The 21,995-nt window shown below is 53.9% G+C and carries 19 protein-coding genes; 10 read left to right on the forward strand and 9 right to left on the reverse strand.

The window, feature by feature from the left end; translation table 11 throughout:
- Window positions 1–115: 115 nt before the first annotated feature.
- Window positions 116–979, reverse strand: a complete 864-nt coding sequence (yieE, locus tag OGX75_RS07895) for a DNA-binding transcriptional regulator YeiE (RefSeq protein ID WP_012131605.1) — start codon at window positions 977–979, stop codon at window positions 116–118.
- A 119-nt stretch (window positions 980–1,098) separates the two neighbouring features.
- On the opposite strand from yieE, the gene OGX75_RS07900 reads away from it, so the two are divergent.
- From OGX75_RS07900 to OGX75_RS07910, 3 genes are all read left to right on the forward strand, one after another.
- The gene (locus OGX75_RS07900) at window positions 1,099–2,148 is read left to right on the forward strand and encodes a YeiH family protein (RefSeq protein ID WP_012131604.1); all 1,050 of its coding nucleotides are present in this window, start codon (window positions 1,099–1,101) and stop codon (window positions 2,146–2,148) included.
- Window positions 2,149–2,263: 115 nt separating this feature from the next.
- On the forward strand, window positions 2,264–3,121 hold the full coding sequence (gene nfo, locus OGX75_RS07905) for a deoxyribonuclease IV (RefSeq protein ID WP_071258993.1): 858 nt from the start codon (window positions 2,264–2,266) through the stop codon (window positions 3,119–3,121).
- Between the two features lie 2 nt (window positions 3,122–3,123).
- Window positions 3,124–4,218 (forward strand): sugar kinase, encoded by a 1,095-nt coding sequence (locus OGX75_RS07910; protein ID WP_024130172.1) that lies wholly within the window; start codon window positions 3,124–3,126, stop codon window positions 4,216–4,218.
- Between the two features lie 373 nt (window positions 4,219–4,591).
- Here the strand turns inward: OGX75_RS07910 and OGX75_RS07915 are convergent, their stop codons facing one another.
- The 6 genes from OGX75_RS07915 to fruB all read right to left on the reverse strand — a co-directional run bounded on the left by OGX75_RS07915 (window position 4,592) and on the right by fruB (window position 11,927).
- Window positions 4,592–5,842, reverse strand: a complete 1,251-nt coding sequence (locus OGX75_RS07915) for a NupC/NupG family nucleoside CNT transporter (RefSeq protein WP_115609094.1) — start codon at window positions 5,840–5,842, stop codon at window positions 4,592–4,594.
- Between the two features lie 86 nt (window positions 5,843–5,928).
- Complete coding sequence (locus tag OGX75_RS07920; RefSeq protein WP_012131595.1) at window positions 5,929–6,864, reverse strand: pseudouridine-5'-phosphate glycosidase; 936 nt, start codon at window positions 6,862–6,864, stop codon at window positions 5,929–5,931.
- The gene (locus OGX75_RS07925; protein WP_012131594.1) at window positions 6,852–7,793 is read right to left on the reverse strand and encodes a pseudouridine kinase; all 942 of its coding nucleotides are present in this window, start codon (window positions 7,791–7,793) and stop codon (window positions 6,852–6,854) included. Before OGX75_RS07925 ends, OGX75_RS07920 begins: the two co-directional genes overlap by 13 nt.
- A 357-nt stretch (window positions 7,794–8,150) precedes the next feature.
- Entirely contained in the window at window positions 8,151–9,842 is a 1,692-nt protein-coding gene (gene fruA / locus OGX75_RS07930) for a PTS fructose transporter subunit IIBC (protein WP_286451205.1), read from the reverse strand.
- Between the two features lie 16 nt (window positions 9,843–9,858).
- Window positions 9,859–10,797, reverse strand: a complete 939-nt coding sequence (fruK, locus tag OGX75_RS07935; protein ID WP_012131592.1) for a 1-phosphofructokinase — start codon at window positions 10,795–10,797, stop codon at window positions 9,859–9,861.
- The gene (gene fruB, locus OGX75_RS07940; protein ID WP_101744026.1) at window positions 10,797–11,927 is read right to left on the reverse strand and encodes a fused PTS fructose transporter subunit IIA/HPr protein; all 1,131 of its coding nucleotides are present in this window, start codon (window positions 11,925–11,927) and stop codon (window positions 10,797–10,799) included. The genes fruK and fruB overlap by 1 nt, the downstream gene beginning before the upstream one ends.
- A 369-nt stretch (window positions 11,928–12,296) precedes the next feature.
- On the opposite strand from fruB, the gene setB reads away from it, so the two are divergent.
- Window positions 12,297–13,478, forward strand: coding sequence for a sugar efflux transporter SetB (gene setB / locus OGX75_RS07945; RefSeq protein ID WP_047462472.1), 1,182 nt, complete (start codon window positions 12,297–12,299; stop codon window positions 13,476–13,478).
- On the opposite strand, the gene OGX75_RS07950 is transcribed toward setB, so the two are convergent.
- On the reverse strand, window positions 13,475–13,729 hold the full coding sequence (locus tag OGX75_RS07950; protein ID WP_024130170.1) for a YkgJ family cysteine cluster protein: 255 nt from the start codon (window positions 13,727–13,729) through the stop codon (window positions 13,475–13,477). The two genes, setB and OGX75_RS07950, sit on opposite strands and share 4 nt — an antisense overlap.
- A gap of 152 nt (window positions 13,730–13,881) precedes the next feature.
- Here OGX75_RS07950 and yeiP point away from each other — a divergent pair, with 152 nt between their 5' ends.
- Entirely contained in the window at window positions 13,882–14,454 is a 573-nt protein-coding gene (gene yeiP / locus OGX75_RS07955) for an elongation factor P-like protein YeiP (protein WP_012131588.1), read from the forward strand.
- A gap of 67 nt (window positions 14,455–14,521) precedes the next feature.
- On the opposite strand, the gene uxuA is transcribed toward yeiP, so the two are convergent.
- On the reverse strand, window positions 14,522–15,712 hold the full coding sequence (uxuA, locus tag OGX75_RS07960; protein WP_115609093.1) for a mannonate dehydratase: 1,191 nt from the start codon (window positions 15,710–15,712) through the stop codon (window positions 14,522–14,524).
- Between the two features lie 204 nt (window positions 15,713–15,916).
- On the opposite strand from uxuA, the gene OGX75_RS07965 reads away from it, so the two are divergent.
- From OGX75_RS07965 to OGX75_RS07985, 5 genes are all read left to right on the forward strand, one after another.
- Complete coding sequence (locus OGX75_RS07965; RefSeq protein WP_286451204.1) at window positions 15,917–17,383, forward strand: mannitol dehydrogenase family protein; 1,467 nt, start codon at window positions 15,917–15,919, stop codon at window positions 17,381–17,383.
- Between the two features lie 119 nt (window positions 17,384–17,502).
- Window positions 17,503–18,489, forward strand: coding sequence for a CobW family GTP-binding protein (locus OGX75_RS07970; protein WP_049009461.1), 987 nt, complete (start codon window positions 17,503–17,505; stop codon window positions 18,487–18,489).
- 28 nt (window positions 18,490–18,517) lie between these two features.
- Entirely contained in the window at window positions 18,518–19,237 is a 720-nt protein-coding gene (locus OGX75_RS07975) for a phosphatase PAP2 family protein (RefSeq protein ID WP_047462461.1), read from the forward strand.
- Between the two features lie 413 nt (window positions 19,238–19,650).
- The gene (gene mepS, locus OGX75_RS07980; RefSeq protein WP_012131581.1) at window positions 19,651–20,220 is read left to right on the forward strand and encodes a bifunctional murein DD-endopeptidase/murein LD-carboxypeptidase; all 570 of its coding nucleotides are present in this window, start codon (window positions 19,651–19,653) and stop codon (window positions 20,218–20,220) included.
- A gap of 188 nt (window positions 20,221–20,408) precedes the next feature.
- The gene (locus tag OGX75_RS07985) at window positions 20,409–21,965 is read left to right on the forward strand and encodes a cyclic di-GMP phosphodiesterase (RefSeq protein ID WP_104868436.1); all 1,557 of its coding nucleotides are present in this window, start codon (window positions 20,409–20,411) and stop codon (window positions 21,963–21,965) included.
- The last annotated feature ends 30 nt before the right edge of the window (window positions 21,966–21,995 follow it).

Here is a 21,995-nt window from a genome sequence, read left to right on the forward strand (position 1 = left end):
TTCGCCTGATGGCGCTACGCTTATCAGGCCTACAGGATCGACATTTGTAGGCCGGATAAAGCGTCGAGTTTGTAGGCCGGATAAGGCGTTTACGCCGCCATCCGGCAAAGGACGCTTATTCGCAGTAGCGCAGAAAACGCTGTAAGGCATTGGAAAGGTGTTTCTGGCGATGGTGGATTCGCCACAGGGTTCGCACCAGGCGCGGCAAAGGCACCGCGATTTCACTCAACGTTCCCGCCTGAAGCTGTTCCTCAATAACCCGCCGCGACAGGCAGCTGATGCCCAGACCATGACGCACGGCGTGTTTGATCGCTTCGGAGTTACCCAGCTCCATCGCCATTTCGAATTTTGGCAAGTGCGAAAGCAACAGGTAGTCGACAATCTCACGCGTACCGGAACCGCGCTCGCGCAGTATCCAGGGCGCGGCGGCAAGTTGTTCAAGCGTTACCGGCCCTTGCGCCAACGGCGAGGACGGTGCGGCAAACACCACCAGCTCATCGTCCAGCCACGGCTCAGAAATAATCTCAGTATTGTGGCACGGGCCTTCAATCAGGCCGATATCCACCCGAAAATCGAGCACCGCCGTAATGACATCCTGGCTGTTGCCCACGCTAAGTTCCAGCGGCAGATCGGGAAAGTCTTTCCTGTAACGGGCAATTACCGCAGGCAGGATGTAATTACCGATGGTGCTACTGGCATAAACGCGGATTGCGCCATTGTCTTCCCGAAACAGTTGCTCAATTTCGACAGCCTGCTCCAGCAGCGCCAGCGCGCGCGGGTACAGCAAGCGCCCGTGTTCATTAACCACCAGCCGTTTTCCGACGCGGTCAAATAGCTGTACGCCAAGCTGACCTTCCAGATCGGTCAATGCCGCGCTTACGGCCGACTGCGACAGCGACAGCATGACAGATGCCTGGGTCGTCGAGCCGCTTTTTAGCACCTCAGTAAAAACTTCTAGTTGTCGTAGCGTGATATGCATTGTTGTTTTCCACTGGCAGGCCGTCGCTTACCACTTATAAAGATTAATTATAAATATATAATCAATTTTATTTTTAAACCAGTTCGCCATAACATTTTACCCATATAGAGGAGAAGGTTATGACAGAACTCACCTTACAGAATCACCATCGTACAGTGTGGCATTTTATACCGGGGCTTGCCCTGAGCGCAGTTATCACAGGGGCCGCCCTGTGGGGTGGATCTATTCCAGCCGTCGCGGGAGCCGGGTTCAGCGCCCTCACCTTAGCCATCTTACTGGGAATGGTCATCGGCAATACGGTGTATCCGCAAATCTGGAAAAGCTGTGACGGCGGCGTGCTGTTCGCTAAACAACATCTATTACGCCTGGGGATCATTCTCTACGGGTTTCGCCTCACCTTCTCACAGATTGCAGACGTGGGCGTCAGCGGGATTGTGATTGATGTACTGACGCTCTCCAGCACTTTTTTACTCGCCTGTTTCCTCGGGCAGAAAGTGTTTGGTCTGGACAAGCACACCAGTTGGCTGATTGGCGCCGGAAGCAGCATTTGCGGAGCGGCGGCAGTGCTGGCAACGGAGCCCGTCGTTAAAGCGGAGGCCAGTAAAGTTACGGTGGCCGTCGCGACGGTGGTGATTTTCGGTACGCTGGCAATCTTCCTCTACCCGGCAATGTATCCGCTGCTGGCGCACTGGTTCAGCCCGGAAACCTACGGCATCTATATTGGTTCGACCATGCATGAAGTAGCCCAGGTCGTTGCCGCCGGGCACGCCATTAACCCGGACGCGGAAAACGCCGCGGTGATTGCCAAAATGCTGCGCGTAATGATGCTGGCGCCGTTTCTGATTCTGCTGGCCGCCCGTGTGAAACAACTTTCTCCGGCGACGGGCGCGGAGAAAAGCAAAATCACCATCCCGTGGTTTGCGGTGCTGTTCATCGTAGTGGCAATCGTTAACTCGTTCCATCTGCTGCCGCAGGCGGTGGTAAACATGTTGATTACGCTGGATACGGTTCTGCTGGCGATGGCAATGGCCGCGCTGGGCCTTACAACGCACGTCAGCGCGCTGAAGAAAGCCGGGGCGAAACCGTTACTGATGGCGCTGGTGCTGTTTGTCTGGCTGATTGTTGGCGGTGGCGTGATTAACGTACTGATTCACCATCTTATCGCATAAAGCACTACATTTTGCCCCTGTTAACCCGCTATCATTGGAGAGTATTTTTTTCGAATACACGACATTATTCAAACCTGAAGAATAATGTGTATAGCGGGTTTAACAGGAGTCTTCCATGAAATATATCGGAGCGCATGTCAGCGCCGCTGGCGGGTTAGCCAACGCTGCAATTCGCGCCGCAGAAATTGACGCAACCGCATTTGCGCTGTTCACGAAAAATCAGCGTCAATGGCGCGCCGCGCCGCTCACTGCCCAAATCATTGATGACTTTAAGGCCGCCTGCGAGAAATACCACTATTCGCCTGCGCAGATCCTTCCCCACGACAGCTATCTGATCAACCTCGGGCACCCTGTCAGCGAAGCGCTGGAAAAATCGCGCGATGCGTTTATTGATGAAATGCAGCGTTGTGAGCAACTGGGGCTATCGCTGCTCAATTTCCATCCGGGCAGCCATTTACAGCAAATCCCGGAAGAGGAATGTCTGGCGCGAATTGCAGAGTCGATCAACATTGCCCTTGAGAAAACCCAAGGGGTCACGGCAGTCATTGAAAACACTGCGGGTCAGGGGAGCAATCTGGGATTCAGGTTTGAGCATCTCGCCGCCATCATCGACGGCGTGGACGATAAGTCCCGCGTGGGCGTCTGTATTGATACCTGTCACGCGTTCGCGGCCGGTTACGATCTGCGTACCACCGGCGAATGTGAAAAAACATTCGCCGACTTTGAGCGTGTTGTGGGCTTTACATACCTGCGCGGCATGCACCTGAACGACGCGAAAAGCGCCTTTGGCAGCCGCGTTGACCGTCACCACAGTTTGGGCGAAGGCAACATTGGTCATGATGCATTTCGCTGGATTATGCAGGACGATCGTTTTGACGGTATTCCGCTGATTCTGGAAACCATCAACCCGGATATCTGGGCAGAAGAGATTGCCTGGCTGAAAGCGCAGCAAACGGCAAAGGTGGTTGCGTAATGATGAACGACAGGGAAAAGCAGATCCTCAAGATCCTGCGCCGCAATCCGCTCATTCAGCAAAATGAAATCGCTGATATTTTGCAGATCAGTCGCTCACGCGTGGCGGCCCATATTATGGATCTGATGCGCAAAGGGATGATCAAAGGCAAAGGCTATATCCTCACCGAGCAGGAGTATTGCGTGGTGGTCGGGGCGATCAATATGGATATTCGCGGCGTGGCGGATATCCATTATCCGCAGGCGGCTTCCAACCCTGGCAGCATTCACTGTTCTGCTGGCGGCGTGGGGCGCAATATTGCGCATAATCTGGCGCTACTGGGTCGCGATGTGCATTTGCTCTCTGCGGTCGGTAGCGACTTTTATGGTGAAACGCTGCTGGAGCAGACTCGTCAGGCTGGTGTGAACATCTCCAGCTGTATCCGTCTGCATGGGCATAACACTTCAACCTATCTGTCCATCGCCAACCAGCAGGAAGAGACAGTGCTGGCGATTAACGACACCCACATTCTGCAACAGCTGACGCCGCAGTTGCTGAATAGCTCGCGGGATCTAATCCGTCACGCTGGCGTGGTGCTGGCGGACTGCAACCTGACGCCGGAGGCCATCGAATGGGTCTTTACCATTGCGGATGAAATCCCGGTCTTTATTGATACCGTTTCAGAGTTCAAAGCGGAAAAAATCAGGACCTGGTATTCACGCATTCATACGTTAAAACCCACGCAAAAAGAGCTGGAGATTCTGTGGGGAAAAGCGGTGCGTTCCGATGCCGACCGTGTACAGGCCGTCAATGACCTGCATCAGCAAGGCGTACAGCGAATCTTCGTTTGCCTGGAAGATGAAGCGGTCTTTTGTAGCGAGAAAAATGGCGAGCAGTTTTTACTCACCCCGCCGTCTCACACCCGCGTGGACAGCTTCGGCGCGGATGATGGCTTTATGGCCGGGTTGCTCTACAGCTTTCTGGAGGGAAGTGATTTTCGCGATAGCGCGAATTTCGCGATGGCCTGCGCGGCGTTATCGCGCGCCAGCATCAGTATTAACAACCCCACCCTCTCCGCCGATAACGCGCTTTATCTGCTGAAAACAACCCTGGCATAATGCCTGATGGCGCTACGCTTATCAGGCCTACGGGGTGCGTCACTGTGGGTCGGATATACCTGATGGCGCTGCGCTTATCAGGCCTACGGGGTGCGTCACTGTGGGTCGGATATACCTGATGGCGCTTCGCTTATCAGGCCTACGGAGTGCGCCACTGTGGGTCGGATATGCCTGATGGCGCTGCGCTTATCAGGCCTACGGGGTGCGTCACTGTGGGTCGGATATACCTGATGGCGCTTCGCTTATCAGGCCTACGGAGTGCGCCACTGTGGGTCGGATATACCTGATGGCGCTGCGCTTATCAGGCCTACGGAGTGCGTTACTGTAGGCCGGATAAGGCGTAGCCGCCATCCGGCAAAATCGTCTACTACAACTACGCCAGCCCGATAAAGAACCCCGCGATAGTAGCACTCATCAGGTTAGAGAGCGTTGCCGCCGCCAGCGCCCGTAAACCTAGCTGAGCGATTTCCGGCGCACGATGTGGCGCAATCGCAGAAAACGCGCCCACCACCACGCCAATCGAACCAAAGTTGGCAAAGCCACACAACGCGAAAGAGATGATCGCTATCGTCTTCACATCCAGCGTACCGGCAGCTTGCAGATACGGAGAGAAGTTGAGGTAAGCGACAAACTCGTTAATCGCCAGTTTTTGCCCAATCAGGCTACCGGCAAGCGTCGCATCGCTCCAGTCCACGCCCATAATCCAGGCCAGCGGCGCTAAAACCCAGCCGAAGATCCCTTCTAGCGTGGCGTGACCAAAGCCGAACCAGCCGCCAACGCCGCCGATGATGCCGTTAATCAGCGCGATAATCGCCACAAACGCCATCACCACCGTCGCCACACCGGCGGCGATTTTCAGCCCGGTCATCGCGCCGCTGGCCGCCGCTTCGATGATGCTTTTTGGCGGCGTTTCGGTAAATGACAGATTTTCAAACGTCACCTTCGATTCTTCCGTCGCCGGGCTCAGCATACGGGCAAACAGAATGCCGCCAGGGATCGCCATTAAGGACGCCGCCAGCAGATAATCAATCGGCACCCCCATTCCGGCATAGCCGATCATCATCGAACCGGCGATTGAAGCCATGCCGCTACAAATGGCGGTAAACAGTTCATTACGATTTAGACGGTCGATAAACGGCTTAACAATCGCCGGGATCTCGTTTTGCCCGAGGAAAATGGTAGTGACCGCAACGAACGACTCGATCTTGCTGATGTTCAGCGCTTTCTGGAAAATACCACCGAGAATACGGATCAGCAGTCCCATCACGCCAATGTAGTAAAGCAAGCTGATCAGCGCAGTCACAAAGATGATGGCCGGCAACACGCGAAAGGCAAAGATAAACCCAGCGCCGTCAAACAGCACATCCATTTTTGGCCCTACTAATGAGCCAAAGATAAATGCGCTACCCGCGTCGCTGTAGGACATCACCTTGTGGACACCGAGCGCGGCCTGCTCCACCAGCCATTTCCCCGGCGGGAAATAAAGCATGATCCCACCGATGGCGATTTGCAGCACCAGCGCGGCGCCAACGGTACGCAGGCTGATACGTTTTTTATTCACTGACAGCAGAAATGCGATTGCCAGTAGTACCACCATACCCACAACACTTCTCATTATATCCATAATGATTTTCCCTTCATGCCAGGAAACCCGGCGTGAAAGCCAGGTTTTGATATCGCGGGCGACCGCTCTCTGCCCGTGCGTTTTTATCAGGCGAGGCGTTGATATTCCTTCGCTATTTCACAGGCCAGTACAGCGTTGTTGAACACCAGTTGGATATTGGATTTCAGGCTATCGCCGCCGGTCAGTTCCGCCACGCGCGCCAGCAAGAATGGCGTGCTTTCTTTCCCCACGACGCCCTGCTCTTCCGCTTCTTTCACGGCCTGATCGATCGCCGCGTTGATTTTCTCTTCCGCCATCGCAAACTGTTCCGGGATCGGGTTTGCCACAACCAGACCACCGTTCAGGCCGGTTTGCCATTTCACCGCCATTGCGCGGGCGATGTCTTGCGCGCTGTCCAGGCGGATACTGACGTCAAACGGACTGGTACGGCAGAAAAATGCCGGTAATGCCTGGGTCTGATAGCCAATTAACGGCACGCCAAAAGTCTCTAAATATTCGGTGGTTAATCCCAGGTCGAGAATTGATTTCGCCCCCGCACAAACTACCGTGACATTGGTATGCGCCAGTTCCTGCAAGTCAGCAGAAATATCAAACGTATGTTCTGCGCCACGATGTACGCCACCGATACCGCCAGTTGCAAATACTTTAATTCCGGCCAGTGCGGCAATAATCATGGTGGATGCGACCGTCGTTGCGCCATTTTTTCCAGCGGCAACCACAAACGGTAAGTCACGACGACTGACTTTTGTAACGTTATGTCCTTCACGACCTAATAATTCAATTTCTTCTTTATTCAGGCCCACTTTCATTACACCGCCAATAATGGCAATGGTTGCGGGCACGGCGCCATGCTTACGAATGGTTTCTTCAACTTCAATTGCCGTTTGCGCATTTTGCGGAAAAGGCATGCCGTGGGAAATAATGGTTGATTCCAGCGCAACAATGGGTTTCTTACTCTTTAATGCGTCCTGTACTTCTGGCGAAATTTGTAATAATTCAGAGGAAAGAGTTAATTCAGACATTCTGTGTTCTCCACTAACGATGTAACATTCGCGACAGATAAATCAGGGTTATTGGTATATTCACAGGCAAGCGCCATTGATGAACAACCCTGTGCAAATCGAACCGAATCTATAAAGGGTAAGCCGTCCATCCAGCAGGCGGCGAGTCCCGCCATCATGGCGTCGCCAGCGCCGGTCACATTGACGACGTTGGTTTTAATGGGGAGCGACCAGCCGTTTTCGCCGTTGATATCGCTGTAATAAACGCCGTCGCCACCCATACTAAGCACCAGACGGTTCAGGCCATGTTCATGAAACCATGCCGCAACGCTCCCGACATCTTCCCGCCCGGAGAGGGGAATGCCGCTGAGGGTTTCAGCTTCAAGCCGGTTGGGTTTCAGCGTGTGAATTTTGCCAAGTCGCTCGCGAATTTTGACACACTTCCAGGCAGAAACCGGATCAACAAATACCGGCACATCGCCTGCATTTTCCAGCACCCAGTTCAGTGCCTCTTCGCTGATATTACAATCGGCGACAATCACTTTTGCCCCACGAATAAAATCAGCATGCTGTGATAAAAATTCAGCCGAAATAAAGTCGGTAATGCTCATGTCATTTATGGCGACCAGCATTTCTCCGGTATTGTCGAGCAGGGATAAGTAACTTGACGTATTTTCTCCCGGCACAATCAGACATTTATCAACGTGCACACCGGATTGATTCGTTTGCGCCATTAATGACTGCCCATAGAAATCACTCCCGACTGCCGTCAGTAGCCATGAGTTTTTTCCCAGCAGAGCCAGATTATGCGCAATATTGCGCCCCACGCCGCCGGGGGTAAATTTTATTTTTCCCGGATTGGAGTCCGCATAATTTAAAGAAGCATGCGAATACCCGGCAACATCCATATTGGCTGAGCCAATCGTCACTATGTATTCCGTTTCACGCATAGAACGTCCTCTGGCATTAAGCTGCCATAACAATGAGTTCGTTAAGAATAACCACCGCCACAATCGAGATTATTAGAGCACATGTTCATATTAAAACATGTGTTCATGATATGCGTGTTTTTGATAAAGTAAATCCATCCGCAAGCCCTAAAGTGAATAGATATGAACAGAGTCACAATTTTTTATAGATACAGTTTGCAAGGGAGGAAAAAGTTGCGAGCCAGGACACAAAATGGGGGGATAAAAAAGGCAGAAAAATGCCGGATGGCGACGCTAATGCGTTTTATCCGGCCTACAGGATCGGTATCCGTAGGCCGGATAAGGCGCTCACGCCGCCATCCGGCACAAGGTTTTACATTATGCCGCTTTCGCGATAACTTCAGCTTCCGGGCGTTTCAGGAACGCATAGGCCAGACCGGCAACCAGCGTACCCGCAACAATCGCCAGCAGATAGCCCAGCACCGGTGTAATCGCGCCAGGAATCAGCAGCACAAACAGACCGCCGTGCGGCGCCATCAGTTTCGCGCCAACCCACATTGAGATTGCGCCTGTCAGCGCGCCGCCGACGATACAGCATGGCAGGACACGCATCGGGTCACGCGCCGCAAACGGGATCGCGCCTTCGGTAATGAAGCACAGCCCCAGCACCAGCGCGGCTTTGCCCCCTTCCTGCTGCGCCTTGTCGAACTTACGACGCGCAACCAGAGTTGCCAGCCCAAGAGCCAGCGGAGGAACCATGCCTGCCGCCATAATCGCCGCCATCGGCGCATAGGTTTGCGTACTCAGCAGACCAACACCGAACGCATACGCCGCTTTGTTAACCGGGCCGCCCATATCAGTACACATCATACCGCCGAGGATCGCGCCCAGCAGTACCGCATTCGCCGTCCCCATCGTTTGCAGCCAGTGAGTCAGCCCTTCCAGAATGCCGGCAACCGGTTTACCGATAAGGTAAATCATCGCCAGACCGACAATCAGACTGGAAATCAGTGGAATGATCAGGATCGGTTTCAGCGCTTCCATACTCTGCGGAAGTTTCAGTTTAGTGCTGATAAGTTTCGCGACATAACCGGCCAGGAAGCCCGCGATAATACCGCCGATAAAGCCAGATCCGGTGCTCACTGCCAGCATACCGCCGATAAGACCCGGCGTCAGGCCTGGACGATCCGCGATGGAAAACGCGATATATCCCGCCAGCACTGGCACCATTAGCGCGAAGGCGGAACCGCCGCCGATCTGCATCAGCGCCGCAGCCAGCGTACCTTCTTCTTTAAACGCCTCAATACCAAACGCAAAGGAGAGCGCGATACACAACCCACCCGCAACCACCATTGGCAGCATGTAGGAAACGCCCGTCAGCAGATGGCGATATGCGCCAGCGCTCTCTTTTTTCCCTTCTGTCGCGGCGGCCTGCGCTTTGCCCGTAGGCGCATACGGCGTCGCTTCCGCTACGGCTTTGTCCAGTTCCTGCGCGGTTTTCTTCAGCGCCAGGCCGGTTGACGTACGGTACATCGGTTTTCCGGTAAACTTCGCCAGATCCACTTCGATGTCAGCCGCCACGATCACCAGATCCGCTTCCGCAACCTCTTCCGGCGTGATGGCATTGCCTGCGCCCACGGAGCCGCGGGTTTCGACCTTCACCCACCAGCCACGTTTTTTCGCTTCGGTTTCAATCGCCTCAGCCGCCATAAAGGTATGCGCGACGCCTGTCGGACACGCCGTCACCGCCACGACGCGTTTCGGGCCGCTGGCCGCTGCCGGGGCGGCAACCGCTGTCGGCGCGCTGTATGGCGTCGCGTGTCCTTTCGCTTCATTGAGGAACAGTTCCGGGTGCGCCACGGCACGGGCAATATCGCCCAGCCAGACTTTTTTACCGTTCAGCGCGCTGTCGTTCGGCACAGCGTCAGCCAACACAATGGCCAACTCTGCGTCATTCGGATTGTCGATAATTTCCAGATTTGCTTTATGTGCCGCCGCGCCGAGCAGGGTCTTCGCCATGTAAGCGCGAGCCTGGCCGAGATTGGCGTCAATAATCAGCAGCGTTTTCATTATGCCTCTCCTGCTGTCAGTTAAACGGTTTTAAGTCGACGCGCGCCATCATTGCGGCCAACTGAGGACGATCGGTAATGCCCACATTGCTCTGGCTTACCGCAAGCGCGGCAACGGCTGTCGCCAGACGCAACGTATGTTCACTGGATTCACGCATCAGCAGGCCGTAAATCAGACCGCCAACCATAGAATCCCCTGCACCTACGGTACTCACCACATCAACGGACGGTGGCTTCGCAATCCATTCGCCGGATGCGTTCACCCACAGCGCCCCTTCCGCACCGAGAGAGATCACCACATGCGCAATACCTTGCTCACGCAGGGCGTGCGCCGCGTCGATCACATCTTTCATTTCCGGCAGCTTACGGCCTGCCCAGATTTCTAATTCACGGCGGTTCGGTTTCACCAGCCACGGCGCCGCTTTCAGACCCGCCACCAACGCTTCACGACTACTATCAAAGATAATGCATGGGCACTGGCTACGCAGACGCGTCATCCAGTCGGTAAACGCTTCCGGGCTGACGCCTGTCGGCAAGCTGCCGCTGACGCAGACCATATCGAACTGACCCAGCCAGCTCAGCGAATCGTTCACAAAACGTTCCCAGTCAGCCGGAGTCACGTCAAAACCGGAGAAGTTAAAGTCGGTCACTTCACCGTCTTTTTCCGTCAGCTTAACGTTGATGCGGGTACGCCCCTGCACCACCTGAAAACGGTTGGCAATGCCCAGCTCGCTGAACAACTGCTGGAAACCGTCCTGGTTGTCTTTACCCAGGAAACCGCCAACCGTGACATCAATACCTAAATCTTTCAGAACCCTGGCAACGTTGATGCCTTTACCCGCCGCATGCAGACCCGTGGTTTTCACCAGGTTCACTTCGCCGCGTTCAATCTCCGGGCAGAAACCGACCAGGTCGTATGCCGGATTAAGGGTGATAGTAGCAACACGTCTGCTCATTACGCGCCCTCCCCAAGACCAGCGGCAATGGCGTCGCCAATCGCTTTCAGCGCCTGTTCAGCATCTTCGCCCTGCGCCGTAAAGCGCAGGCGATGGCCTTTCTTCACGCCCAACGCCACCACTTTCATCAAACTGCGTCCATTTGCCGGTTTTCCGGTTCCATCAAGGTTTGCCACGGTAATTTCGCTATTAAATTGTTTAATGGTATTCACCAGCATGGTGCCCGGACGGGCGTGTAAGCCATGCTCATTGCGCACGACAAATTCGGCGCTCAGCACGTCGTCAGTCAATGCTTCATCACTGGTCAGCAGCGCCAGCACGGTGGCGGCATCCGCTTTCAGCAAACGGTCAGCTTTATTGTTCAGCAGCAGATCGCCAAGGCGCTTCAGCACGGCGACGGGCTGATCGTCATTCATCGCGACGGTCACCAGCAACGCAGCCGCTTCGCCCTCTACGTCAAACGCCGTAGCCGCACGGCTCACAGCGATAGCGCTGCGCAGGTTGCCGTCCGCGCTGTCGTTCAGCCAGATGCCCTGGCCGAGATTCATCGGCTGTTCATTGATGGTTCTGGCGACAAACGCGGCATCCACAGCGCCTGCTTCTTTCAGGCGCGCGGCGTTCAGCGCCTGTAGCGTCACCAGGTCGCTGGCCGTCACATCCAGCGTCAGGGTGTCGTTATCCAGCTTCAGCTGTTCGCTCTGCTTTTCACCCATCAGCAACGCGCGCAGTTCTTCTGCCGTCGTGGCGGATTTCAGCTGTTCAGCCACAGAGTCATCGCTTAATACGTGCGTCAGCTGACGCAGCAACCCGAGATGCTCATCGGAGCTGGCGGCAATACCAATCGCCACATAGGCCACCTGCCCTTCGCCCCAGGTTACGCCCTGCGGAAACTGGAACACCTGCACGCCGGTTTTCAGCACCTGATCGCGCGTGTCGGTCGTTCCGTGCGGAATGGCGATACCGTTGCCAAGGAAAGTGGATGTCTGTTGCTCACGCGCCAGCATGCCGTCGACGTAGCCGTCTGCGACGTTGCCCGCCTGCACTAACGCAGCGGCAACCTGACGAATGGCCTCTTCTTTGTTTCCGGCCTGTTCGCCCGGATGAATGTCCTGAACCGATAACTGGAACATAGTTCTCCTCTCCTGCTGAACTTGAAACGATTCAGCTAACATGAGAAAAAAGGCGCTAATCTGACTTGTAGCCAAAAACAAAATAGCGCTGAAACGTTTCAAGAAGTCTTGCGCTTTCTGCTTCAGCACGCAAGTAAAGTCGTAAAATTGATGACAGAATTTAGAGATAAAGCACACTTTTCATTCAGGAAGGTAATAAATGCTGAAGTGAATTGCCCGTAAAACGATCTGTTTCAGCACCGTCAGCATCTTCCCTTCATAGACTGAAATGCTATTTTGATTTTTTGTGGCGATTTTGATTTGGGCACCTGTTTATTTCCTGACGAGCAGCGTAAACTCCGCGTCTCTTCACACCACTGATACAGAAACATGCATAACACCCCCGTTGCCGCCACACCAAAAACGTTTGACTTGACGTCTTCGGCATTCCTGCTCGTCGCGTTTCTGACGGGTATCGCCGGTGCGTTACAGACGCCGACGCTCAGTCTTTTTCTGACGGATGAGGTACACGCTCGTCCGGGGATGGTTGGCTTCTTTTTTACCGGCAGCGCCGTTATCGGCATTCTGGTGAGCCAGTTTCTGGCCGGGCGCTCCGACAAAAAAGGCGATCGCAAAAGCCTGATCGTTTTTTGCTGTGTGCTGGGCATGTTGGCCTGCGTACTGTTTGCCTGGAACCGCAACTATTTTATTTTGCTGTTCGTCGGCGTTTTCCTGAGTAGTTTTGGTTCGACCGCGAACCCGCAAATGTTCGCCCTTGCCCGCGAACATGCCGATCGCACCGGTCGCGAAGCCGTGATGTTCAGCTCGATATTGCGCGCCCAGGTTTCGCTGGCGTGGGTGATCGGGCCGCCGCTGGCCTATGCGCTGGCGATGGGGTTCAGCTTTACCGTGATGTACCTGAGCGCGGCGGCGGCGTTTGTCGTCTGTGGCGTAATGGTCTGGCTGTTTTTACCGTCAATGCGTAAAGATGCGCCACTTGCTGCCGGAACCCTTGAAGCGCCGCGCCGTAATCGCCGCGATACGCTGCTGCTTTTTGTTATCTGCACATTAATGTGGGGAACCAACAGCCTCTATATCATTAATATGCCGCTGTTTATCATTAACGAACTGCATCTGCCGGAAAAACTTGCCGGCGTCATGATGGGGACTGCCGCCGGGCTGGAAATTCCCACCATGTTGATTGCAGGTTATTTTGCTAAACGGCTGGGAAAACGCCTGCTGATGCGGATCGCCATCGTGGCGGGGTTTTGTTTTTACGCGGGTATGCTGCTGGCGCACTCGCCTGTCGTTCTGCTCGGCTTGCAGTTGCTGAACGCAATTTACATCGGCATTCTCGGCGGCATCGGGATGCTCTATTTTCAGGATCTGATGCCCGGCCAGGCGGGTTCAGCAACCACGCTGTATACCAATACCATCCGCGTAGGCTGGATTATCGCCGGATCGCTGGCGGGGATTGCGGCGGAAATCTGGAATTACCACGCCGTATTCTGGTTTGCGCTGGTGATGGCCCTCGCGACGATGGTTTGTCTGGCACGCATTAAAGACGTTTAAGGCGCCGTGAGCGTTTCCAGTTCAATGAGGTAGATCATTGCCTGCGCCCTTGTCTGACCGCACATATCGGCGCTGGGTTGCAGACCTGCGCAGACCTTTGGACGCAGCGGCGAACCGAAGATCTTACAGCGTTGATGTTCATCAAGCTGGACGCACGGCGTGTTTGCGGGTTTGCCGTCAGGCATACCCGGAATGGGGCTGGAGATTGAAGGCGCGGTGCAACATGCTCCGCAATCCGGGCGGCATTCCATACAGTATTCTCTATTCGTAAGCCACCGGACTGAAAGTGGGCGAACAGTATACACAAAATCATCCGGGATATGTGAATTCCACTTGCCTGAATCGCCCGGCGCGAGTAGTTTGACGCGATATTTTAGACATTCTCTACAACAGGATTTTTTCGATGCCAAGAGCGAACGAAATTAAAAAAGGTATGGTACTGAACTACAACGGCAAGCTGCTGATTGTAAAAGATATTGATATTCAGTCACCGACCGCCCGCGGTGCCGCGACGCTGTACAAAATGCGTTTTTCCGACGTCCGTACGGGTCTGAAAGTCGAAGAGCGTTTCAAAGGCGACGACATCGTTGATACCGTCACCCTGAGCCGCCGTGGCGTCGATTTCTCTTATATCGACGGCAACGAATATGTGTTCATGGATAAAGAAGACTATACCCCGTATACCTTCACCAAAGATCAGATTGAAGAAGAGCTGCTGTTTATTCCTGAAGGCGGAATGCCGGATATGCAGGTGCTGACCTGGGACGGTCAGTTGCTGGCGCTCGAACTGCCGCAGACGGTTGATCTGGAAATCGTGGAAACCGCACCGGGCATTAAAGGCGCGTCAGCCAGTGCCCGCAACAAACCCGCAACGCTGAGCACCGGTCTGGTGATTCAGGTGCCGGAATACCTGAGCGCCGGTGAAAAAATCCGTATTCACATTGAAGAACGTCGCTACATGGGCCGCGCGGACTAAGCGCCCGTTGCCGACGCACCAACAAAAAAGGACAGCCAGGGCTGTCCTTTTTTATGACCAACAGGTGTTACAGCAAATCGCGGAACTGGGTCTTTTTCAGCGCCAGTTCAACGCCACGAATTTCCGCCAGCCCTTTCAGACGACCAATAGCGGAGTAGCCGGGGTTGGTTTTCTTATGCAGATCGTCAAGCATCTGATGACCGTGATCCGGGCGCATTGGGATCGGACGCAGATCGCCTGCCAGCTTACGACGCTGTTCTTCCGTAAGGATTGCGGTAATTACCGCGACCATATCGACATCCCCTTGCAAATGCGCGCCTTCGTGGAAGGTTTTCGGGTTATCTTCACGGCAGGTTGAGCGTAAATGGGTAAAGTGAATGCGGTCGCCAAACGTCTCGATCATTTTCACCAGGTCGTTATCCGCGCGTACGCCGTACGAACCGGTACACATGGTGAACCCGTTGTTAATGCTGTCTACGGTTTCTTTCAGCCACTGCATATCTTCAATGGTAGAAACGATGCGCGGCAGGCCGAGGATGGGGCGCGGCGGATCGTCAGGATGCACCGCCAGGCGCACGCCGACTTCTTCTGCCACCGGCACAATCGCACGCAGGAATACCGCCATATTTTCGCGTAAATCCTCTTTGCTGATACCGTTATATTCCGCCAGACGCGCACGGAACTGATCCAGCGTATAACCCTCTTCAGCGCCAGGCAGCCCGGCGATAATATTCCGGGTCAGTTTTTCGATATCCGCAGCGCTCATGGCGTTGAAGTAGTCCAGCGCCTGGCGCTGCTCTTCTTCGCTGTAGTCCGCTTGCGCGCCGTCACGCTTCAGGATGTGCAGTTCGAAAGCCGCAAAGGCAATCTGATCGAAACGCAGCGCTCTGGAACCATCGGGCAACGGATATTCAAGGTCGGTACGCGTCCAGTCGAGAATCGGCATAAAGTTGTAGCACACGGTATCAATACCGCAGGCGGCCAGATTACGGATGCTTTGCTGATAGTTTTCAATCCAGGTCTGGTACTGCCCGGAGCGTGTTTTAATCTCTTCATGCACCGGAATACTTTCGACAACAGACCAGGTCAGCCCTTTCTCAGCCAGAATGGCCTGGCGCTTTTTAATCTCTTCAACCGGCCACACATCACCGTTCGGAATGTGGTGCAATGCCGTCACAACCCCCGTTGCGCCAGCCTGACGCACATCATCAAGCGATACCGGATCGTTAGGCCCGTACCAACGCCAGGTTTGTTCCATTGCTTCACCTCACAAGTTGTTATACCAAATTAGTTTACCTGAGTGATGACTACCATACAGGTATCGCGTAAATGGTCAACGCAGGGCGCATGATTGATTGATCCAGCTCACAATCCCCGGATAAATGCGGCATACCAATTCAATTTGGTGTCATATAACTTTACACTACCATTGTTAATTAATGGTTAATCAGGTGTGTTCTTAATGAAGACTATTGCCTCTGCCCCACTCCCGGAAGGCGTACAGACGCCCCGCTACGATCGACAACAACTACAAACCCGGATTGTGCACTTCGGTTTTGGCGCGTTTCACCGCGCCCATCAGGCATTATTGACCGACAGAGTGCTGAATGCGCAAGGTGGAGACTGGGGGATCTGCGAGATCAGCCTGTTCAGCGGCGATCGCCTGATGAGCCAGCTTCGCGAGCAGAATCACTTGTACACCGTGCTGGAAAAAGGCGCGAACGGCAATCAGGCGATTATCGTCGGCGCGGTCAAGGAGTGTCTGAACGCAAAGCTGGATTCGCTTGCCACTATTATCGAAAAGTTCTGCGAGCCGCAGGTGGCGATAGTGTCACTCACTATCACCGAAAAAGGATATTGCATCGATCCGGCAACCGGTTCGCTCGACGTGTCAAACCCGCGCATTATTCACGATATGCAACACCCCACGGAGCCGCACTCAGCGCCGGGGATTCTTGTGGAGGCCCTGCATCGTCGGCGTGAGCGCGGGTTGTCGCCTTTCACGGTTCTCTCCTGCGATAACATCCCGGATAACGGCCATGTGGTTAAAAACGCCGTTCTGGGCATGGCGGAAAAACGCGCGGCGGAGCTGGCGGCGTGGATTCAGCAGCACGTCAGCTTCCCGGGAACGATGGTAGACAGAATCGTGCCTGCCGCCACAGAGGAATCACTGGACGAAATTACCCGCGAGCTGGGCGTCGCCGATCCCTGCGCCATCAGTTGTGAACCGTTTATACAGTGGGTCATTGAAGATAACTTTGTGGCAGGCCGCCCGCAGTGGGAAGTCGCTGGCGTGCAGATGGTTGATGACGTGCTGCCCTGGGAGCAAATGAAACTACGCATGCTCAACGGCAGCCATTCGTTCCTTGCGTATCTCGGCTATCTGGCCGGGTTCCAGCACATCAGCGATTGTATGCAGGACAGCGCGTTTCGCGAGGCCGCTTACCGCCTGATGATGAATGAACAGGCGCCGACATTGCGCATCACCAACGTCGATTTATCCCGCTATGCCGCCAGCCTGATTGAACGCTTCGCCAATCCGGCGCTGAAGCACCGGACCTGGCAAATCGCGATGGACGGCAGCCAGAAATTACCGCAGCGGATGCTGGAAGGCATTCGCGAACATCTGACGCGTGGGAGTAACTGGCCGCTGCTGGCGCTGGGCGTCGCAGGCTGGATGCGCTACGTCAGCGGCGTGGACGACACAGGTGCAACGATTGATATTCGGGACCCGCTCAGTGAAAAAATTCGCCTGCTTGTTGAAAGCAGCAGTGACGCGGAGCGGGTTAGCGCGCTGCTGTCGTTGCAGGAGGTTTTCGGCACAGATCTCGTGAAAAATCCCCTGTTTGTGCAGGCCATTGAGCAAGCCTGGCGGCGCATTGCGCAACATGGCGCGCATCAGGCGGTCATTGATACGTTAAAAAGTTAACAATTTCTGTCTTTCCAGCGGACGAAAAAATTCTTCGTCCGCTCTGCCCTTCTCTTTTTCGTTTTTTTTCGCCAGGATTAGCACGAGCCGTTACGGCATATCATTATTCTGGAGCAGACGTGACCAAAACCAACCTCATTACCGGCTTTCTCGGCAGTGGAAAAACAACCTCTATCCTTCATCTGTTAGCCAACAAAGATCCTGCGGAAAAATGGGCCGTGCTGGTCAACGAATTTGGCGAAGTGGGCATTGACGGCGCGCTGCTTGCGGACAGCGGCGCATTGCTGAAAGAGATCCCCGGTGGTTGCATGTGTTGCGTGAACGGATTACCAATGCAGGTGGGGCTAAATACCCTGCTGCGCCAGGGCAAGCCGGATCGCTTGCTGATCGAACCGACAGGACTTGGCCATCCGAAGCAGATCCTCGATTTGTTAACCGCGCCGGTTTACGAGCCGTGGATCGACCTGCGCGCCACGCTGTGCATCCTTGATCCGCGTTTACTGCTGGATGAAAAGAGCGTCGCCAACGAAAACTTCCGCGACCAGCTGGCTGCCGCCGATGTCATCGTCGCGAATAAAACCGATCGCGCTACGCCGGAAAGCGAAAGCGCCCTGCAAACCTGGTGGCAACAGTACGGCGACAATCGTCAACTGGTTCATGCCGACCACGGGCAAATCAACGGACAGCTGCTGGATTTACCGCGCCAGAACCTGGCGGAACTGCCCGCCAGCGCCGCCCACGCGCACCAGCATGCCGAAAGAAAAGGGCTCGCCGCGCTTAGCCTGCCGGCGCAACAGCGCTGGCGTCGTAGCCTGAACAGCGGCCAGGGGCATCAGGCCTGCGGCTGGATTTTTGATGCGGATACCGTGTTCGACACCATCGGCCTGCTCGAATGGGCGCGCCTCGCGCCGGTTGGACGAGTGAAAGGCGTTATGCGCATTAAGGAGGGTCTGGTGCGTATTAATCGTCAGGGCGACGATCTTCATATTGAGACCCAAAACGTCGCGCCGCCGGACAGCCGCATCGAACTCATCTCAGACCGTGAAACAGACTGGAATACATTACAGACCGCATTGTTGAAGCTTCGTTTAGCCGAGGACGCGTAAGGTTGCCTCCGTTTTACTGAATGGCGAGATGATAATGAAAACCCGGTATCCCCTCATACTGCTGATTAACGCTGCGGGTCTGGCGTTGTTTTTGTCGTGGTATATTCCAGTCAATCACGGATTCTGGTCTCCTCTCGACGCGAACATTTTCCACTTCTTTAACCAGAAACTGGTTGAAAGCCGCGCATTTCTCTGGCTGGTGGCGATCACCAATAACCGGGCGTTTGATGGTTGCGCGCTGCTGGCGATGGGCTGCCTGATGCTGAGTTTCTGGTTAAAAGAGACCCCGGCAGGCCGTCGGCGTATTATCATCATCGGCCTGGTGATGCTTTTATCTGCGGTTGTGGTGAATCAGTTAGGCCAAGCGTTTATTCCGGTCAAACGCGCCAGCCCTACGCTGACGCTTGAAAATATTCACCGCGTCAGCGATCTCCTGCATATTCCAACCAAGGATGCGTCAAAAGACAGTTTCCCTGGCGATCACGGAATGATGCTGCTTATTTTTTCCGCATTTATGTTGCGTTATTTCGGAAAAGTCGCAGGTTTCATCGCCCTTATTATATTTGTGGTTTTTGCCTTTCCGCGCGTAATGATCGGCGCCCACTGGTTCACGGATATTGCGGTCGGTTCGCTGACAACGGTGCTGATTGGATTGCCCTGGCTGTTAATGACGTCGTTCAGCGATCGCGTGATACGGTTTTTCGATAATTATCTGCCCGGCAAAAACAAACAAAATTTAAACAAATAAATCACATCAATTAACATCGCCATCAGAGAGCGTTCTCACTCCTGATGGCGATCGTCGATTATTTCCCGCCCCGCCGTCATCTTCCTGTCATCTTCTTCCCGTTGAAAATGAACGCATTGCCTGTTATTCGCCTCATTTGCGTTTAATTTAGCCAATGCCACTAATTCACTTTCAGTATCATAATTTCTTATAAAAAATCCCGCCAAACTGCTCGCAATGGCAGCAACGATCGGGTAATCTTGAACTCGTTTTGCCTCGCTGGATAATTATTCTCTTTGCGAATAAATTTGTGCGTTCCGCCACAGATTTGACCTTAAAGAATTGTCTCATTGTGCGCAGGTAATTAGTCTCGTCACGTTTGGCATTTTTATAACGATATTTGTCGTTAAGGACTTCAAGGGAAAACAAACAACATGGTCAGGTCTCAACCGATTTTGAGATATATCCTGCGGGGAATTCCCGCGATTGCAGTGGCGGTTCTGCTTTCTGCATGTAGCACTACAAATACCGCAAAGAACGTGCATTCTGAGACGCATGCTGTGGGCAATGGAGATAACTCTTCACTGCAAGCCTCTCAGGATGAATTTGAAAATATGGTGCGTAACCTCGATGTTAAATCGCGGATTATGGATCAGTATGCTGACTGGAAAGGCGTGCGTTACCGCCTTGGCGGCAGCACCAAAAAAGGTGTCGATTGTTCCAGCTTTGTACAGCGTACATTCCGTGAACAATTTGGTTTAGAACTGCCTCGCTCAACCTATGAGCAGCAGGAAATGGGCAAATCCGTTTCGCGCAATAACCTGCGCACGGGCGATCTGGTTCTGTTCCGCGCCGGTTCGACGGGCCGTCATGTAGGCATCTACATCGGCAACAACCAGTTTGTTCATGCGTCTACCAGTAGCGGCGTTATTATTTCCAGCATGAACGAGCCTTACTGGAAAAAACGTTACAACGAAGGGCGCCGGGTTCTGAGCCGCAGTTAATTTTTCGTCTGACCGCTATCCCTTGGCAATCCTGACGAGACACATAAAAAGCACTGCTTCGGCGGTGCTTTTTTTGCGTTCTATCGCATCCCTGTAGAAAAGTATGACGATGCGGTTTAATCCAGGTTATAGTCTTTTAAATCAAGCATTTTAATCGCATTCGGTTACCTCAGGTAGAACCAGTAACTATGTTCACACGCGCCTCCTCGTCCTCGCGAAAAATCCTGCTCACCTGCATTCTCACAGGGGTCATCGTCGCGTTACTTATCAGTAGCCTGCAATTTTTAATGTCATGGCATAAACGTGAAGTCAAATACGACACGCTGATATCCGACGTACAACATTATCTGGTGAGCTACTTCGCCGACCTTAAAGCCACGACGGATGTGTTACAGCCCCTGACGCTTAATGACTGCCAGCAAGTCTCTTCCGAGCTGACCTCCCGCGCCGCTTTTAGCCTGAATGTGCGCGCCTTTTTGCTCGTCAAAGACAAAATCGCCTTCTGCTCGTCGGCAACCGGATCGATGGACACGCCGCTTACCGACCTGGTATCCAATATCGACATCCGCAAAGAGATTGATATGGCGATACTTCCCGGCACGCCGATGATGCCGGATAAACCAGCGATGGCGATTTGGTATCGCAACCCGTTATTAAAAGAGAGCGGCGTATTTACCTCGCTGAATATCAACCTGACGCCCTACCTTATTTACACCGCCCGACAGGAAGATTTTGATGGCATCGCATTAATTATTGGCGATACCGTGCTCTCGACGTTTTCTTCGCATTTAATGACCGTGGAAGAGCTGTCGGGTACGCCTTCGCGCCAGGCGACAATAAAAGGGCTGCCGCTGAAGATACAGTTATACGCCGACAGCTGGACCTATAACGACGTGGGCTATGCCCTGCTGCTGGGCAGTATGAGCGGTATCATCGCCGCCCTGCTCTGCTACTACATCAGCTCTATCCGCCTGAAGCCGGGGCGAGAGATCCTGGTGGCTATCAAGCGCGAACAATTTTATGTGGTCTATCAACCGGTCGTTGATACCCAAACGCTCAGGGTCACGGGTCTGGAAGTGCTGTTACGCTGGCGTCACCCTACGGCAGGCGAAATCCCGCCTGACGCGTTTATTCATTACGCAGAAGCCCAGCAGCTTATTGTGCCGCTCACCCAGCATCTGTTTAAACTCGTGGCGCGCGACGCCCCCGCGTTGCAGAAGGTACTGCCTGTCGGGGCAAAGTTTGGCATCAATATCGCGCCTGACCACCTGCACAGCAACAGCTTTAAAGAGGACATCCGTCTCCTGGCGGAATCCTTACCGCCGCATCATTTTCAGATCGTACTGGAAATTACCGAACGCGATATGCTCAATCAACATGAAGCGGCTAAATTATTTGAGTGGCTGCACTGTGCTGGATTCGAAATCGCAATTGATGATTTTGGCACCGGCCATAGCGCCCTCATCTATCTGGAACGCTTTACGCTGGACTACCTGAAAATCGACCGGGGCTTTATTAATGCGATTGGTACGGAAACCGTGACCTCTCCAGTTCTGGATGCGGTTTTGATGCTCTCTAAGCGCCTGCATATGCTGACCGTTGCGGAAGGAGTGGAAACCCCGGAGCAGGCCCGATGGCTACGCGATCATGGCGTCAACTTCCTCCAGGGGTACTGGATTAGCCGCCCTTTAGCGCTTGAGGACTTCGTTCACTGGATGAATACCCGGCCCGCGCCGAAATGGTGACGGCACTCTTCTGCCCGAATGGATTCACAA

It is taken from the genome of Citrobacter sp. CK199 (genome assembly GCF_030333285.1).
Lineage (GTDB): Bacteria > Pseudomonadota > Gammaproteobacteria > Enterobacterales > Enterobacteriaceae > Citrobacter_B > Citrobacter_B koseri.